15 protein-coding genes and 1 tRNA gene are annotated in these 16512 nt (G+C 50.4%); 6 read left to right on the plus strand and 10 right to left on the minus strand.

Annotation, left to right across the window (positions count from 1 at the left end):
* Nucleotides 1-7 precede the first annotated feature (7 nt).
* Nucleotides 8-1192 (minus strand): peptidoglycan recognition family protein, encoded by a 1185-nt coding sequence (locus CLFS41_RS30805; protein WP_242856892.1) that lies wholly within the window; start codon nt 1190-1192, stop codon nt 8-10.
* 320 nt (nt 1193-1512) lie between these two features.
* On the opposite strand from CLFS41_RS30805, the gene CLFS41_RS18605 reads away from it, so the two are divergent.
* The 4 genes from CLFS41_RS18605 (at nt 1513) to CLFS41_RS30270 (ending at nt 3371) form a co-directional block, all read left to right on the plus strand.
* The gene (locus CLFS41_RS18605; protein ID WP_007867769.1) at nt 1513-2016 is read left to right on the plus strand and encodes a sigma-70 family RNA polymerase sigma factor; all 504 of its coding nucleotides are present in this window, start codon (nt 1513-1515) and stop codon (nt 2014-2016) included.
* A 15-nt stretch (nt 2017-2031) separates the two neighbouring features.
* A complete protein-coding gene (locus CLFS41_RS18610; protein ID WP_045093118.1) occupies nt 2032-2904 on the plus strand; it encodes a DUF3298 and DUF4163 domain-containing protein in 873 nt (290 codons plus the stop codon).
* A gap of 120 nt (nt 2905-3024) precedes the next feature.
* Nucleotides 3025-3207 (plus strand): hypothetical protein, encoded by a 183-nt coding sequence (locus CLFS41_RS18615; RefSeq protein ID WP_007867773.1) that lies wholly within the window; start codon nt 3025-3027, stop codon nt 3205-3207.
* A gap of 5 nt (nt 3208-3212) precedes the next feature.
* Entirely contained in the window at nt 3213-3371 is a 159-nt protein-coding gene (locus CLFS41_RS30270; RefSeq protein ID WP_162531738.1) for a hypothetical protein, read from the plus strand.
* A gap of 135 nt (nt 3372-3506) precedes the next feature.
* On the opposite strand, the gene CLFS41_RS18620 is transcribed toward CLFS41_RS30270, so the two are convergent.
* Complete coding sequence (locus CLFS41_RS18620; RefSeq protein ID WP_045093119.1) at nt 3507-5039, minus strand: bifunctional UDP-sugar hydrolase/5'-nucleotidase; 1533 nt, start codon at nt 5037-5039, stop codon at nt 3507-3509.
* Nucleotides 5040-5066: 27 nt separating this feature from the next.
* Nucleotides 5067-6146, minus strand: coding sequence for a sporulation integral membrane protein YtvI (gene ytvI, locus CLFS41_RS18625; protein WP_045093120.1), 1080 nt, complete (start codon nt 6144-6146; stop codon nt 5067-5069).
* A 327-nt stretch (nt 6147-6473) separates the two neighbouring features.
* Between ytvI and CLFS41_RS18630 the strand changes: the two genes are divergently transcribed.
* The gene (locus tag CLFS41_RS18630) at nt 6474-8138 is read left to right on the plus strand and encodes a S8 family peptidase (RefSeq protein ID WP_045093121.1); all 1665 of its coding nucleotides are present in this window, start codon (nt 6474-6476) and stop codon (nt 8136-8138) included.
* 170 nt (nt 8139-8308) lie between these two features.
* Here the strand turns inward: CLFS41_RS18630 and CLFS41_RS18635 are convergent.
* The 6 genes from CLFS41_RS18635 to nifS form a co-directional block, all read right to left on the minus strand.
* A tRNA-Ser gene (locus tag CLFS41_RS18635) sits at nt 8309-8397 on the minus strand.
* A gap of 133 nt (nt 8398-8530) precedes the next feature.
* Nucleotides 8531-9340 carry a DUF6612 family protein gene (locus CLFS41_RS18640; protein ID WP_007867786.1) on the minus strand — a complete coding sequence of 270 codons (810 nt, stop codon included), beginning with the start codon at nt 9338-9340 and terminating at the stop codon, nt 8531-8533.
* Nucleotides 9341-9447: 107 nt separating this feature from the next.
* Nucleotides 9448-10791, minus strand: a complete 1344-nt coding sequence (locus CLFS41_RS18645) for an N-acetylmuramoyl-L-alanine amidase (protein ID WP_152649051.1) — start codon at nt 10789-10791, stop codon at nt 9448-9450.
* The gene (gene mnmA / locus CLFS41_RS18650) at nt 10788-11864 is read right to left on the minus strand and encodes a tRNA 2-thiouridine(34) synthase MnmA (RefSeq protein WP_152649052.1); all 1077 of its coding nucleotides are present in this window, start codon (nt 11862-11864) and stop codon (nt 10788-10790) included. Before mnmA ends, CLFS41_RS18645 begins: the two co-directional genes overlap by 4 nt.
* Nucleotides 11861-12298 (minus strand): Fe-S cluster assembly scaffold protein NifU, encoded by a 438-nt coding sequence (nifU, locus tag CLFS41_RS18655; protein ID WP_007867790.1) that lies wholly within the window; start codon nt 12296-12298, stop codon nt 11861-11863. Before nifU ends, mnmA begins: the two co-directional genes overlap by 4 nt.
* A 46-nt stretch (nt 12299-12344) precedes the next feature.
* Nucleotides 12345-13529 (minus strand): cysteine desulfurase NifS, encoded by a 1185-nt coding sequence (gene nifS, locus CLFS41_RS18660; RefSeq protein ID WP_007867791.1) that lies wholly within the window; start codon nt 13527-13529, stop codon nt 12345-12347.
* A 288-nt stretch (nt 13530-13817) separates the two neighbouring features.
* On the opposite strand from nifS, the gene CLFS41_RS18665 reads away from it, so the two are divergent.
* Nucleotides 13818-15218 (plus strand): MATE family efflux transporter, encoded by a 1401-nt coding sequence (locus CLFS41_RS18665; RefSeq protein WP_045093122.1) that lies wholly within the window; start codon nt 13818-13820, stop codon nt 15216-15218.
* A gap of 1 nt (nt 15219) precedes the next feature.
* Here the strand turns inward: CLFS41_RS18665 and CLFS41_RS18670 are convergent, their stop codons facing one another.
* Entirely contained in the window at nt 15220-16512 is a 1293-nt protein-coding gene (locus CLFS41_RS18670; RefSeq protein WP_045093123.1) for a TRAP transporter large permease, read from the minus strand.

Consider the following 16512-nt stretch of genomic DNA (forward strand, 5'->3'; position numbering starts at 1 on the left):
CCGCCCGTCATTTGCTGCCTTTCATGGCAGCATCCACGTCCTTTTTAAACTGCTCCCATGCATCTTCATGATCTACAAAGTACTTGGGACAAACTTTTCCGTTGATATCGTAATGGCGGACCACGTCTTTGGATGTCAGTTTCAGTTCCTTGCACAGAGCTGCGGTCAGGTTTACCACCGACTCATAGGTTGCATCGTTGAATTTCCCGGTCTCATCAGGATGGCAGACCTCTATGGCTATGGTGTCGTCATTGCGGGGGGCATTTGCGTAAGCAATTTCAGTAATGGGGATGCACTGGATCACCTCCCCCTCCAGACCCACCACAAAGTGGCTGCTGGTGGAGGTTCCGCCCTTTTGTGGATCCTGATCCGCCAGGCTGTCAAAATAATTCCTGTTGTTTTCTGCCGTGGACCCCGGATTTGCCACATAATGGATCACGATATTATTAACCCTCTGCCTGCTGACATCCGGTCTTGAAAATATATTCTTCCTTATAAAATCCTGTTTTACCCATTCAGGCACTTCCGCCGCTTTCAGGTCCACCGTATAGGGCCGTTCCCACCCCCAGAGATAATAACCTCCGCCAAATCCTGCGCCTATGCCCAGCACAAATGCAAGTAAAAGGGCGAGCACCGGTACTCCCCGCCTTTTGCCGCTCCCCCGCGAATCATTCTTCCCTTCGCGCTGGGATCTGTTTCTGGTTTCGCCGTGTGAGCCGCTTCGGGTTTCGCCTTGTAAATTGCTTCGGGTTTCATCCCGTGAGCCGCTTCGGGCCAGGCGGCTGCCTGCTCCACGGGAACTGCGGCTGCCTGCATCCGCGCGGATCTGTGCTATGTGCCCCTTCTCCGCGTGGTGGCCTTCCCCTGTGCGAAGACTTTCCCCTGTGCGGTGGCCTCCCCCCGCGCTGTGATCCTCTCCCGCTGCGGACGCGTTCCCTGAACCAGCCCGCTTTCTTAAGGCCGCTTCCTCCCTGGAACGTGAACGTCCGGCTCCTTTTGCCCTGGAACGGCCCGGAACTAACGCCCCCTCAGCGCCGTTATCCTGCCTGGTTCCTCCCATATGTGAAGCACCCACAGGCCTGTTCTGCCTGGTTCCCTGACTTTTCCCGGGCTCCAGGGGAACGTGGCGGATGTCATCCCCTATCTCCATGTCCTTTGTATAATCTTCCCTCATCTGACGTATACCTTTCATTTTGTTTCCGATTTATCTTTTTATAAAACCATACCCTCAGCGGACAAGGGGACACATGTTTTCACACAACAGATCAGTAATCCCGCGTCATTACCGCCGGACGTGCGCCCACTGGCGTTAACGCGGCCAGCCTCAAAAAAACAGCGGTTTGAGCGTATGCGATTGTCCACTAAAGGTATTATCAATATAACATTTTTTGATTTAAAACACAATGGATGTTGCATTTCACAATTCTTACGATAAAATGTAGGAATGAGTGCAACTTTATGGAATCCTCAAACGTCTAACACACAGAAGGATACGAAAGGAGGATACAATACATGGGCTTTCAAAAAAATACGGCGGACACCGAACGGATTCTCACGGACAATTATGAGAAATATTACCGCCTGGCATATAGCTATATGCGCAATGAAGACGATGCTTTGGATGTAGTCCAGGAAAGCGCCTATCGGGCGATCAGGGACTGCGGCAAGGTTAAGAATAAAGACTACCTGTCCACATGGATTTACAGGATCGTAGTCAACACTGCCCTGGATCTGTTACGGAAGAAAAAGAAGGAGACACTGACCGAGGAACTGCCGGAGATCCCGGTGGAGGATCAGTATCAGGAAACGGAACTGCGGACCATACTGAACCAGCTGGACCACAAAAGCAAAACAATTATTATCCTCAGGTATTTTGAGGACCTGAAGCTGGAGGACATTGCAGATATCCTGGGTGATAACCTGAACACGGTAAAAGCCAGGCTGTACAGGTCCCTGAAAAAGCTAAGACTAAACCTGGAGGCCGAACATTATAAAGATGTTGCAGATAAATTTTAGAAAGGAGTAATGCTCATGAAACAGGATGAAAAAAAACAGATGGACATGTTAAAGCAGGAATATGACCACATTCCTGTGCCAAAAGAAGCTAAGACGCGCATGCAGACGGGCATTGCCCAGGCAAAAAGAGAACAGAAAGGCGTGATCATTATGAAATTTGCAAAACATACAGGCGGGGTCGCAGCAGCAGCCATGCTGACCATTACCCTGCTGGCTAACTTAAATCCTACCACAGCCAATGCAATGGAGCAGATACCCGTGATCGGATCCATTGCCAAAGTAGTTACCTTCCGTACCTTTGAAGATAAAAAGGGCAATTTTGAAGCAGATATCCAGGTTCCCCAGGTAACTTTGGAGAACAGTGGAGAAACCCAGGTCCCTGCCAATAAATCCATTGAGGAATATGCCAATGAATTCATTGCCGACTACGAAAAAGAACTGGCCGCAAACAATGGTGAAGGCCATTATGGAGTGGATTCCCGATACAAGGTGGTGACTGACACTGACAAATACCTGTCCATCCGGATCGACACCACCCTTACCATGGCCAGCGGCACTCAGTTTGTTAAGATCTTTACCATTGACAAGACAACAGGAAATGTCATAACCCTGGCAGAACTTCTGAAAAACAAACCGGCAGCCCTGGAAGCTGTCAGCGATCAGATCAAGCAGCAGATGGAAGCCCAGATGGCCGCGGACGAGAATATTATCTATTTCTATCATTCCGAGATGCCTGAGGAGGACTTTAAGGGACTGACCGGGGATGAAAGTTACTATTTTAATCAGAACGGTGAACTTGTAATTGCTTTTAATGAATATGATGTGGCACCTGGTTATATGGGAGCAGTGGAATTTACCATCCCCGCTTCTGTTACCGGAACCTTTTAGGATTCAATTTCCTTCCTATCCCGTGGATGTGCGGCAGACTCCCTGTACATCCACTTTTTATACTTGAAAAAACGCATATTTTCCCGCCTTATCCTCCATACTAACCATGAGGTGATGAACATGATAGATAATGATGAACTGCCTATTGGGTTTACTATGGAGCTGGCCATGCATTCCGATGCCTTAAACCGCTTTGCAGGGCTTTCCAAACCGGAACAGGAACAAATCGTCAATGGCGCCAGAACCATTGAGAGCAGACAGGAAATGCGCAACTATGTAGAAAACATGTTTACGAAAGGATGATGGCCATGAATGCCGGACAGACACCCTTGGAGCCCTTGGAGCTTCCGGGAAGAAACAGCAGCACTTACGGCGATGGTGACATTCCGGAGATCGACCTGCCCGGAACCGCTGACGCCACCCCTTCCATCCCGGAGGAATGCCCGGGAAGAGGCATGGAGTCCTGATCCTGACCGGCCAGGACCCAGCATGGAAACGGAATTAAAACAGTCCGGGGGGCCTGCCCCCTCGGACGTTCCCGTACAGAGAGCAGCTTTGTCCAAATATGTTCAGATCCCGGAATACCTACATATTAGACCGTATCACGTCTGAGGCTGCCAGATCACCTGGCAGCTTTCCCTATTCGGCAGTTTTACGGGACTGTTGGAGCGGATATAACGGGCGATCAGCTCCGGCACCTGCACAGTGCCTTTCCACAATACAGGGCAACGGCCCAACAGCTCATATCCCCCTATGCCCGTGGCGCGGTAATTGCTGGTACACAGCCGCAATTTTCCCTTTCCCAGAGGAGTGCCGTCTGTCCTGGTCAGCTTGGTTACTCTTTGTCCCACAGGACGTCCTATGTCAAAGACATAGGAGATTCCTGCATAAAAATCGTAATTAAAATGTCCCAGCTTTGGTTCCAGGAACACTTCCGATATTGCCGGTTTTCCATCCTTTAGCGTAAAGTAGGCTGCGCACCGCTCCAGGGAGGCCCTGAGCACTGTCTCATCTGCCTCCAGGACCACTAGCGTGTTGTCAAAGGGATATGCCCTATATATCCCTTTCATGGTCACAGGGCTGTACAGGCCCACAGGAGTATTTCCCAAACTGGTACAGGATAATTCCGCACCGGTTACTGCAAGCTGTACCTGATTAAACAAGGCAGCCATACGGCTGCCCCCCAGGGCCGCCTTCAATTTTTCCTCAGGCAATATATCATTCGCCATCCATCCCACAGGCTGGTTCAGCCATTGCTCCACCATGCATTCAAAGGGCAGCAGCGTGTCATAGGGTTCCCTCTCGTGCTCTTTTTCCACAGGCAGGATCCGGGATCCTATGTCCACCTTTTTGTCTTCCTCCTCAACCTCCAGAAAAACATACCGCTCTGCTCCCCCAGGACATTGGACCGCATAAGTTTTATTTATATCTGTTCCTTCTATTGCCGCATGCTGGTGACCGGTCAGTACCAGGTCATAACCCAATTCTTCGCAAAGCTTCCAGCCAATATTTTCTCCTGTGTAGGATAAGATCCTGCCGTCCTGCAGATCACGCTCAAATCCTCCATGGTAAATACAGATACAGATATCACACTGCGGCCGGAGGCGCTCATATGCATGGGATGCTGCGGTAAAGGCATCTGTAATCCGCAGTCCTGCCAATGTTTCAGGCTGTTCCCACACATTTACATAATCTGTTACAATTCCCGAAATCCCAATCCTAAGCCCGTTTTCCAGGGTATGCACGATCTCCGGCAGGATTCCCAATTCTCCCCTCAGATCCTGCACATTGGCACACAGGCACTGTGCATCCAGCGCCTGGAGGTAATCCCTCAGGGCCTTGTACCCAAAATTAAAATCATGGTTTCCAAGAGTGATATAGTCGTATCCTGCCGCGTTAAACGCCGCAGCCATGGGATGGCATGGCGCTTTATCCGGATGTTCCAGATAATACTGGGAAAAAGGCGTGCCCTGAAGCGTATCTCCGCCGTCCAGGATCAGGGTGTTTTCATCCTTTTTCATCTGTGCGGCCAAGTTCAGGATACCGCATGTTTCAGGTACACCTGCCAGATAATCCACTGGAAATACATGTCCATGGGTATCAGAAGTATAATATATCTTTAATGTCCGTTTCATCCCCGCCCCCCTAATAGTTTTCTGCCGTTACGCTGTTCTGAACAGCCTGACCGTGCCTGTGTCATTGAGATGGCGCAGCAACGAGAGACCGATGGGAAAACCGAAAAGTCCAAGCACCCCAAAAAGCTGCGCCCCCACAAACATGCTGACCAGCGTCACCACGGGGTGAAGGCCGATCTGGCTGCCTACGATCTTGGGCTCTATGATATTGCGGATGACCGTGATGGCCAGATAAACGATCAGAAGCCCCAGAGCCAGTTTGTGATCTCCCGTAATGGCTGTGATGATCGTCCACGGTATCATAATGCCCCCTGTTCCCAGCACAGGAAGGATATCAAAAACAGCGATCAAACATGCGATCAGAAGGGAGTGCTCCACGCCGATCAGTGTAAGTCCCAGGGCAAGTTCCACAAAGGTTATGGACATGATAAGGGCATAGGAACGGATGCATACAAACAGCGTGCCTACCACATAAGCCTGGATCTTCAGAAAGATCCCCCTTGACTTTTCCCCCATCTGAAGCAGGCAGAAGCTTGTGAGCCGGTCATAATCCATTGCTGTGAAAAAGGTGGCTATGACCATAAGCAGCAGATTGATAAAAAGGCCGGGAAGGGAGGAGGCAAAACCGGATATCCACCCCATGGCGCTTATGGAAAGCCCGGAAACCATCTGGCCTGCCGACTGTACAAAATGTCCCTCCAGTTCCTCCAGAGCACCCACAAGGGATGGGTCCATGCGCAGAATGGACTGCTCAATGCTGCTGAATATCCCTGCAAGTACCGGTTCCGCCCGGTTAGTATAGATTGCCGGCAGATTTACTATGAGCGCTTTTCCCTGGGAAAACATCTTAATACAGAGCAGGGTTATCAAAAGCCCCGCTGTGCTGTAAAACAGGAGTACCAGCAGAATGGCCGTGACCTTTTGGTTCAGATGAAGCCTGCCTGACAAAAAGCAAATGGGTCCCTTTAACAGGTATGCGATCACAAATGCCGTGACAAAAGGGGTTACCATGGGCAGGCCGTATTTTAAAATAGCAAAAGCGGCCGCCAACAGGATGGCAAAATACATGCAATTGATTATAAATACCTTTCTTTCTTCTGTTTTCATCACATCGGTTCCTTTCTGTTTCCTTCCTCAGCCGGAAAGCATAAAATAAAATGGCACGGCCAACGCCAAAAAGGGCGCAGGACATGCCTCATTGTTCTGATTTCTGTGTAAAATTATAGTTCAGGGCAGCATTACGATCAGCGTCCTCCATAAAAACGGTTTTCTCCTTTTGTGTGATCTGTTTATGGCTTATTATATGGGTTTAAATGTAATAACACAAGAGGGTGGAAGTAAGTTTAACATATTTTTAACCTTATGCCCATGAATGACTATTTCAAGGTCCACTCTCATATATTGAAATAAATTGGAAACTTAGGAATGCGCTGGATGAAAATATTAGATGAGAATTATTATGACTTAATAATAAATAATGCAATAGCTCCGATTTATGCAAACGACGATAACATTACTTATATTAATGAACGGCATGCCTTGATCCATCTTCCTGCCGCTGATAATATCTGTTCTCTCGGCACAATGCCATATCACATATTCCCTAGCTTATTTGAAGCTACTTCTCCTATCAGCCTGGGAGCCTCCGGAATTATCTCCATACAGGAGAATCCCCATCTGGATTTACAGGGCCTGGGGGTACTGGTCGGTATTATTGACACCGGAATTGATTACACCCATCCTGCATTCCGCAATCCTGACAGTACTTCCCGAATCATCTCTATTTGGGACCAGACCAATCAAAATGGTACGCCGCCGGAACGATTTACCTTCGGCACGGAATATCAGACCGAGGAGATCAATCATGCTTTATCCTCAGATAACCCTCATTCTATAGTACCTGTATCTGATCCCACCGGACACGGTACATCCCTTGCCAGTATCATTGCCGGCAGCCCAAACGATACGGTTAACTTTTCCGGTGTCGTACCAAAATCTGAGTTGGTCATTGTAAAGTTAAAGGAAGCAAAGAAAAATATCAAAGATATATTTTGTGTCCCCAATGATGTTACTTGCTATATGGAATCGGACATCATGCTTGGAGTCAGATATTTATACACTGTTTCACAAGCCCTGAGGCGCCCTATTGTTATATGCCTTGCATTGGGCAGCAATCAAGGAGGGCATGACGGAAACGGTGCTCTCAGCAGCTATTTGGATTATCTTTCCCAGCTCCCATGGATAGGAATATCCATATCGGCCGGAAATGAAGGCGTAGCGGGAAGACATTATTTTCATACCACAATGACAGCGCCATTCCAAAATGATTTTGAGCTGTTGGTTGGAGATGGCGATCATGAATTTTCATTTGAGATATGGTCCTCCTATTCAAGATTATCCGTGGAGATTTTTGCACCCAATCGTGAAACCACACAGCAGGTCTTCCCTTCCCTGTTTGACTGCAGAAGATTTCAGTTTATTTTTCATGATTGCATTTTATGGGTCAATAATATGATGTTTGAGCAGGATACAGGGGACCAATTAATCCTTGTCCGTTTTCATAACGCGCTTCCCGGTACATGGACGATCCGAATACGCAATTTAGAAAATGAGGCATTTACTTTCCATGCCTGGCTGCCAACCGAATCGATTCTGTCGGATAACACATATTTTATACGGCCGGATCCCGATACAACCATCACTTCTCCAGGCAACAGCTACCATCCGCTGACAGTGACCGCCTACAATCAGCTTGATAACCGGATAATCCAAGAGTCAGGAAGAGGATTTACCCGAAACGGACACATAAAACCGGATCTGGCAGCACCAGGTTATCAGATTCCCTGCGCCTTGCCCCAAAACCGTTACGGTAATGCCTCCGGCAGCGGAGCTGCTGCCGCTTTTGCCGGCGGAGCCATCGCGATCATTTTAGAATGGTGTGTTTCCCGTGGGAACTATACCTCGATTACAGGAAATGATATCAGCAGGCTATTAACACGGGGAGCGAGACATGATCCGGAAATTTTATTTCCTAATAACATTTGGGGATATGGAGAACTGGATGTTAACAGAGTCTTTGAACAATTCGCCTCACTATAGCATGTATATTCTGTTCTTATAATGGCTTTATACGTCTAACCCGCGGGGACAGGCCCCTCCATATTCCTGCTTCTTCATTCCCCATATACAGACCATCCGGCTGCCGGTACATTTAACAAACCCATTCATCACAAAAAAGCCGCCAGCAATATCGCTGACAGCCTATGAAACGGAGGAGGAGGGATTTGAACCCTCGCGCCGGTGCTACCGACCTACTGGTGTTCGAAGCCAGACCCTTCAGCCGCTTGGGTACTCCTCCAAGAAAATACCAACTACTGCATTATACACTAAATTTTGTGTTTTGTGTAGTAGTTGGCATTAATTTTTTTACTTTCAATTCTGTTGTCTTATATCCATGCTGTCAAATCTTAGCCAGATACCGCTGCCAAGCCTTAATTAGCAGCTGCAGCTGCCGTCATATCCGTATACTCGGCAACATTGGGAACAGGAACATCCACAGGCTGGCCCGGATCTGCGATTCCCACATCTCCGTCCAGATTTACGGTAACGGTCTGGCCTTCCATGGTCATATCCATATCCATCTTAAGACGCATCTTGATCATGTCACCGTTTGGATTTACAACATATTCACCTCTCATGTTGCGAAGGTTCATGCCGGTTCCATCCATCATGCCGGTGAGGCCCGTAGAACTTAAAACAGTCTGAAGGTACTCATTCATCTTAGTATCATCAATGGTAAAACCGATCACCTTATTCTCACCCTCATCCCACAGGTTCAGGTCCCGCATAATGTCTGTGGAAACATCAAAGGCATTGGCGGATGCCATGGACTGCTCCATCATGTCGGCCATTGCCATGGGGTACTTGACTTTCTGACCCAGCATATCCATGTAGCAGTATCCGTCCAGATAATACATGGAAAACGTAATCTGCTCATTGTCCGGTCCCGTCATACGGCTGTAAGCCATATAACGCATCTGGCCGGGGTCTGTGAGATGGTTCATCTTTATGTTCATCTCAAGCCGCATGTCCATGGGGGACAGGCCTTCATTCTGCAGCATGGTGCCGCCCACTTTTATCTTAAAATCATAGTAGGCATTCATGTCCGTAATGGATCTGCTCTTCTCCTGTACCTGGTTATACAGCGCCAAAGCTTCCTCTGTCTGTCCGGCATATGCGGTCATGGGGCACAGCAGGGCGGCTCCAAGGGCGATGGCCAGCAGGCGTTTCATAAGTTTCATAAAAAGTCCCTCCTTGTTTTGACAAAAATCAAACTGTTATGCTCATTGTAAAACAGTTTTCAGTTTTTGTCTATCTCAAGAAGGGTACTGTAAGAAAATGTTAATAATCACCGGCCAAAATATTGGTTGATCCCTGCCAGAAGGCCGTCAGCCAATGTATTCAGAGTTGCCTGGGAGTGGTCTGATGCCTTGTCACCCAACTCTATGTCCACGGAAGGTATGGTGGAAAAGGAGGTCTGGGTCAGGTCCATGGCCATGGCTCCATTGGAGAATATCTTTACCCCAACGCCTTTCAGGCCTGCCACCAGACTCTCTCCAAGAGCATTGTGGGACTGCCAGTGGCTTCTCACCGGCTCCATGTTCCGGTAGGAATCCACATTGGGCACACTCATATAAAACGCCCCCTTGTTGTTGGTGGTGGAATCCCAGTGGAGCGCAATATGGCAGTCGCTGGTATTGTTGGCGATCACTGTCCTGGCTATATTATCCAACTGCACATCATCACTTTCCCTTATCATCAGCACATCATACCCGGATGCCAGAAGTTTATCCTTTAGGATCTTTGCCATGGCAAGGGTCACCTTACTCTCCGCCGTACCGTCCGCAAATGTCATCCCGCCTGAAACAGCCACGGCCGAGGTTGCGCCCGCGCCGGTTGTGCCCCCGGTGACCTTGGGCGTACCATCCGGATGGCACAGGGTCTTCACCGAAGAACCGCCTTTTGTGCCGTGTCCCGCATTGACGCAGACCGTGATATTTTTCCTGCCGGATGCATCCGAACGGTAAAGCACGGCAGAACCGGAGTTGATCTTTGAAAAATCAGCATACTTCCAGGAAGGGTTCAGGGTAACCTCCCCGCTGTCCGCGCATGATGCCCCGGACACCCCGGCTGCCCCACTTGTCTCTACAACATCGGTGGTTACATAAGCGGATGAGAGATAGCAGGATGTACCGTTGTAATCGATCCTGGTCCACTCGCTGCTCTTACCCGTGCGTTTCAGTTTTGTCCCATGGCTTGCATAGGTGACTATGTTGGAATCGCTTCCCGTGTCACAGGATGACCGGATACGCACACTGCCTCCGTCAGAGGTCTTTACATAAACCGAATCGTCCACACTCTCAAATACCGGCAAGGGCGCTGTGGTCAGCTCTGTCTCCAGACGGGTGGTTTCCGCAGTGGCGCTGATCCGGATGTCTCCCTGGCTTTGATCATCCCGGCCCTGGTTATCCCGGCGCTGATCATCCTTGCCATTCTGGCCTTCAGAAGCAGAACCGCCTTTTCCTCCCAGACCATCCACGGCCGCCTCTGCCTGGGATACCTCTGCCTGGGACTTAAGTTCCTCACTGGTGGCATACTGGCTGCAGCCCGCAGCTCCAAGGCTGCAGGCCAGTATTCCTGCCAGCACAAAAGAAACCTTTGATCCCTGTCTTTCCCACGCCTTCATTTTCATACAATAGTACCTCCGCCTGCCACATAATCCCCCTGGTAGAACACAACGGCCTGGCCCGGCGTAGCCGCCCGTACCGGCTCGTGGAACACGCACTCCACCAGGTCCGGACCAATCTCCCGTATGGTGCAGGGCGCGCCCCTGTGGCTGTATCTGATCTTGGCAATGACCTCCATCGCCTGTCCATGAAGGCCTTCCACCGCCATCCAGTTCAACTTGCTGCAGCAAAGGACATTTGTAAATACATCCTTGCCCTCTCCGATCACCACCTCATTGGTCTCGGGACGTATCTCTACCACAAACACGGGACGCCCCATTGAAAGGTTCAGGCCCTTGCGCTGGCCAATGGTATAATGGGAGATTCCTTCGTGCCTGCCCAGGACATTTCCCTGCAGATCCACAAAATTGCCCTTTGGCATCTGCTTTCCTGTGTACTCTTCAATAAAATTGGCATAATCATGGTCCGGTATAAAACAGATCTCCTGGCTGTCAGGCTTATGGGCCACCTGAAGTCCGATGTCCTGGGCCATCCTGCGTATCTCATCCTTACAAAAGCTGCCCACAGGCATCAGGGTATGGGCCAGCTGATCCTGGGTCAGGTTGTAAAGGGCATAGGTCTGGTCCTTCTCCACTGTAACCGAGGTTTTGAGGGCATATCTGCCGTTTGGCAGCTGCTCGATCTGTGCATAATGGCCGGTGGCAATATAATCCGCCCCGATCGCCATGCTGCGCCTTAAAAGGGACTCCCACTTCACATAGCGGTTGCAGGCAATACAGGGGTTAGGTGTTTTCCCCTCCACATACTCGCCCACAAAATAGTCCATTACGTTTTTCCGGAACTCTTCCCTGAAATTCATGACATAATAAGGGATACCGAGATCCATGGCAACCCTGCGGGCATCATCCACGGCGCTTAAGCCGCAGCATCCCCCTTCTGCCTCCTGGACATCCGTATCCTCATCCTGCCATATCTGCATGGTGACGCCGATAACGTCATAACCCTGCTGCTTTAACAGCCAGGCAGCCACGGAGGAGTCAACTCCTCCTGACATGCCTACTACAACTTTCCTGCTCAATAGTCTTCTTCCTCTTCCTCTTCTTCGATATTATCCTTGGGTTTTTCCAACCCTTCAATGGTAATACCCTGTTTCTGTGCATAATCCCAGAGGGCGGCGTGAATGGCTTCCTCTGCTAACAATGAACAGTGTACCTTAACCGGGGGCAATCCGTCAAGAGCTTCCATGACAGCTTTGTTGGTGATTTTCATGGCCTCCTGGACGGATTTTCCTTTTACCAGTTCGGTAGCCATGCTGCTGGTAGCCACGGCCGCGCCGCAGCCAAAGGTTTTAAACTTCACATCCCTTATGATCTGGTTATCGTCAATATCCAGATAGATCCTCATGATATCGCCGCATTTGGGATTTCCCACGGTTCCCAGGCCGCTGGGGTTCTCTATTTCACCCACATTTCTTGGGTGCTCAAAATGGTCCATTACTTTCTCGGTGTACATCTATATTCCTCCTGGTCATGGGCGCCAAACAACAGGCGCTCCGCTTTTACTGTTTGTTGTGCTTCATATAATCTTCGTATAACGGTGACATGCTGCGCAGGTAAGCCACCACTTCCTTGATCTGCTCTACCACGTAGTCGATCTCTTCCCTGGTGTTCTCCTCGCTGAGCGTCAGACGCAGGGAACCATGGGCGATCTCATGGGGCAGCCCGATGGCCAGGAGCACATGGGATGGGTCCAGGGATCCGGAGGTACAGGCGGAGCCGCTGGAACCGCAGATCCCTGCCATGTCCAGTTTGATGAGAAGGGATTCCCCTTCAATGAACTGGAAAGCAAAGTTCGCATTGTTGGGAAGGCGGCTGGAACGGGAACCGTTGATCCTGGTAAAGGGCACCTCGCTGACCACCCGCTCCATCAGGTAATCACGAAGCTCCGTCTCTTTCTGTGTGCGCTCTTTCATGTTGGCCATGGCAATCTCCACTGCCTTGCCGTAGCCCACAATGCCGGGAACATTTTCCGTGCCTGCACGGCGTTTGCGCTCCTGGGCTCCCCCATGGATAAAGGAACGGATCTTAACGCCTGTACGGATATAGAGGAAACCGATCCCCTTTGGCCCGTTCAGCTTATGCCCGCTGGAGCTGAGCATGTCGATGTTGTAATCATCCACATTGATGGGCACGTGGGCGTAGGCCTGTACCGCGTCTGTGTGGAACAGGATACCGTGTTCTTTTGCAATTGCGCCGATCTCCTTTATGGGTTCAATGGTTCCGATCTCATTGTTTGCAAACATGACGGAGATCAGGATGGTGTCCGGCCTGATCGCCTTTTTCAGTTCGTCCAGCTTGACCACGCCGTTCTCATCCACATCCAGATAGGTGACATCGTAACCCCTCTTTTCCAGATACTGGCAGGTGTGAAGGATAGCATGGTGCTCGATTTTGCTGGTAATGATATGTTTTCCCTTCCCGGCATAGGCTTCCGCGGTTGCAACCAGAGCCCAGTTATCAGACTCGCTGCCTCCTGCCGTGAAATATATTTCATTGGTCTTGGCCCCCAATGACTGAGCAATGGTTTCCCTTGCATGGCTGACTGCTTTTTTGCTGTTGGTGGAAAAATCATATACGGATGATGGATTTCCATAAAATTCCGTAAAATATGGAAGCATGGCTTCCACTACCTCCGGCCTCGTCTTGGTGGTGGCCGCATTATCAAGATAAATCAACTGTTTCATACTAAAAATCCGCCTTTCTGTAGTCCTAAAGTTAAAAGCTTCATCTACGCCTCTTACTATACCATAGTATTCCTACAATTTCAATAGGAATACTTGTATTTTGTCCAAAGCAAACATGAAGGCTGATACTTTATTATATGTCATCCACACCCCTCAGTTCACAGGGATCCCCCGCCCTCCAGGCTCTGCCTTTTGCATCCGGCCCTATTAGAATCATGCACTGCATTGACATTTCCGCCCCTTCGTCATTATAATGGAAGTTAACGATATAGAAAGAAGGAAGATACTATGGGGATGAATGAAGGGGAAAATGAACGGTACGACATGCTGGTAAACGGGGATATCAGAAAGGTGGTGCCAAGGCTTGCCGTGCCCACCATCATAAGCATGATGGTCAGTTCCATTTATAATATGGCGGACACATTTTTTGTAAGCCAGCTGGGCACAAGCGCATCGGGAGCAGTGGGGATCATCTTTTCAGCCATGGCCATTATCCAGGCTCTGTCCTTTACCATCGGCATGGGCACCGGCAACCACATGGCGCGCTGTCTGGGCGCCGGCAGGACAAAGGAAGGTGAGACAGCTGTGTCCGTAGCCTTTTTTACGGGCATGATACTGGGCACCTGCCTGGGCTTTGTGTGCCTGCTGCACATTGACCAGATCGTCATGCTTTTAGGGGCCACCGAGACCATCAAGCCCTATGCGGTGGAGTATGCGCGCTATATCTTTATAGCCACCCCGTTTATGATGTGCTCCTTTATCATGAACAATCTTCTGCGCCTCCAGGGCCTGGCCGTATTTGCCATGATCGGCATCACCGCGGGAGGGATCCTGAACATTGCCCTGGACCCCCTGTTCATATTCGGCCTGAACCTGGGGACCTCAGGCGCTGCCATTGCCACCGGGCTCTCCCAGTTCATAAGCTTCTGCATCCTGCTGGCCCAGTGCAACAGGAGGAAAGGATGCATTCCCATACGGCTCCGGAATTTCCGCCCTTCCCTTTCCCTGTACGGAAAGATCATCTACGGCGGGATGCCTTCCCTGACCCGCCAGGGCATGGCAAGCATTGCCACCATTGTCCTTAACACCACGGCCCATCCCTTTGGGGACGCTGCCATTGCCGCCATGGCCATTGTAAACCGCCTGGTCTATTTCATCAATTCAGCCGTGATCGGGTTTGGCCAGGGCTTCCAGCCCGTATGCGCTTTTTCCTATGGGGCAAAAAAATATGCCCGGGTCCGCCAGGCATATATATTCTGTGTTAAATTTACCACCTGTATCCTGATCGTGATCTGCGCCGGAGTCTTTCTTATCTCGGGACATGTCATCAGCCTGTTCCGCAGGGATGACCCGGCGGTCATTGCCATCGGCACCCTGGCCCTGCGGCTTCAGCTGATCACTATGTGGTTCAATGGGTTTCTCACCATGAGCAACATGATGTCCCAGTCCATTGGATACGGTTTCAGAGCCACCCTGCTGTCCATTTCCCGGCAGGGGCTCTTCCTTATACCGATCCTGCTGCTGGCCGCCCATTTCCTTGGACTTCTGGGAATCCAGGCCGCCCAGCCCATTGCCGATGTATGTACCCTGGTACTCACGGCCTTTATTATACACGGGATCTTTCAGAGTTTTCCCCAGGAGCCCCAGGAAGTCCGCGATATTCAGGGCTTCCAGGGCGTCCGGTCCTGACTTATGATAAAACCTGGGGGAGCCAGAGGCTGATGGCAGGAATAAAGGTGATCAGCAGAAGCGTAATGATCATGCACAGGTAAAACGGCAGGGTCGCCTTGACTACCCGCTCTATGGGAACCTTGGAAACAGCGGATCCTATAAAAAGCACCGCTCCCACCGGAGGAGTCAAAAGGCCGATGCCGCAGTTTAACACCACCATGATGCCGAACTGGATGGGGTCGATCCCAATGGATGTTGCAATGGGCATCAGAATGGGGGTGGCGATCAGGATAATGGGCGCCATATCCATGATACAGCCCAGTACCAGAAGGATCAGGTTCAACAGCAGCGCCAGGATGACGGGATTGTTTGTCAGACCTGTGATGGCGTTGGCTGCCATTATAGGCACATGCAGGCGGGTCAGGCAGTAACCGAATATGCTGGAAGTGGAAATGAGGATCAATACAATGGACAGGGTCTCCACACATTCCCCCATAACTCTCCACACGCCTTTCCAGTCAAGGCCTTTGTAGATGAACACGCTGACGATCAGGCTGTAGATGACCGCAATGGCCGCTGACTCCGTTGCCGTAAATGCACCGCCCACAACGCCCACAACCACGATCAGCACCGCTGCCAGGGCCCAGAATGATACGCTAAGCTGCTTTAACAGGTTGGCAATGCTGAACTTATCGCCCTTCGGATAGTTACGCTTCACAGAGATGATGTAGGAGCCCACCATCAGCGATACTGCCAGCAGGGCCCCCGGTATATAGCCGGCCAGGAACAGACTTCCCACGGAAATGCCTCCCGCCGTGGTGGCATAGATCACCATGTTGTGGCTTGGCGGGACCAACAGGCCTTCACAGGAGGAGGTGATGGTTACCGCGGTTGAAAAATCGTCATCATAGCCCTGTTCCACCATCATTGGGATCAAAATGGAGCCGATGGAGGCCGTGTCCGCAGCAGCGGAACCGGAGATCCCTCCGAAAAAATAGGATGCCACAATATTGACCATGGCCATGCCGCCCCGCATCCATCCCACGCAGGCATTGGCCAGTGCAATCAGCTTTTCCGATATTCCTCCGGAGCCCATCAGGCAGCCCATGACAATGAAGAAAGGCACGGCCATCAGGCTGAAGGTGCTGATGCCCTTTACCATCTGCTGGCAGATGGTGGCCAGGGGAAGCCCCTGATACAGCAGACAGAATACAGAGGACAGGGCCACTGCGTACGCAATGGGAAACCTTAAAAAGATCATGGCAAAAAAACTGGCCAGCAAAATCAGGATCGCAGCGTTTTCTCCGCTCAT

The sequence above is a fragment of the Clostridium sp. FS41 genome (assembly GCF_000954015.1).
GTDB lineage: Bacteria > Bacillota > Clostridia > Lachnospirales > Lachnospiraceae > Enterocloster > Enterocloster citroniae.

Excerpts from the sequence above, each read along its gene's own strand:
- CLFS41_RS30805 (WP_242856892.1), bottom strand. The coding sequence starts at position 1,192 with ATGAAAGGTATACGTCAGATGAGGGAAGATTATACAAAGGACATGGAG.
- CLFS41_RS18605 (WP_007867769.1), top strand. The coding sequence starts at position 1,513 with ATGGGCTTTCAAAAAAATACGGCGGACACCGAACGGATTCTCACGGAC.
- CLFS41_RS18610 (WP_045093118.1), top strand. The coding sequence starts at position 2,032 with ATGAAACAGGATGAAAAAAAACAGATGGACATGTTAAAGCAGGAATAT.
- CLFS41_RS18615 (WP_007867773.1), top strand. The coding sequence starts at position 3,025 with ATGATAGATAATGATGAACTGCCTATTGGGTTTACTATGGAGCTGGCC.
- CLFS41_RS30270 (WP_162531738.1), top strand. The coding sequence starts at position 3,213 with ATGAATGCCGGACAGACACCCTTGGAGCCCTTGGAGCTTCCGGGAAGA.
- CLFS41_RS18620 (WP_045093119.1), bottom strand. The coding sequence starts at position 5,039 with ATGAAACGGACATTAAAGATATATTATACTTCTGATACCCATGGACAT.
- ytvI (WP_045093120.1), bottom strand. The coding sequence starts at position 6,146 with ATGAAAACAGAAGAAAGAAAGGTATTTATAATCAATTGCATGTATTTT.
- CLFS41_RS18630 (WP_045093121.1), top strand. The coding sequence starts at position 6,474 with ATGAAAATATTAGATGAGAATTATTATGACTTAATAATAAATAATGCA.
- CLFS41_RS18640 (WP_007867786.1), bottom strand. The coding sequence starts at position 9,340 with ATGAAACTTATGAAACGCCTGCTGGCCATCGCCCTTGGAGCCGCCCTG.
- CLFS41_RS18645 (WP_152649051.1), bottom strand. The coding sequence starts at position 10,791 with ATGAAAATGAAGGCGTGGGAAAGACAGGGATCAAAGGTTTCTTTTGTG.
- nifU (WP_007867790.1), bottom strand. The coding sequence starts at position 12,298 with ATGTACACCGAGAAAGTAATGGACCATTTTGAGCACCCAAGAAATGTG.
- nifS (WP_007867791.1), bottom strand. The coding sequence starts at position 13,529 with ATGAAACAGTTGATTTATCTTGATAATGCGGCCACCACCAAGACGAGG.
- CLFS41_RS18665 (WP_045093122.1), top strand. The coding sequence starts at position 13,818 with ATGGGGATGAATGAAGGGGAAAATGAACGGTACGACATGCTGGTAAAC.
- CLFS41_RS18670 (WP_045093123.1), bottom strand. The coding sequence starts at position 16,512 with ATGAGCGGAGAAAACGCTGCGATCCTGATTTTGCTGGCCAGTTTTTTT.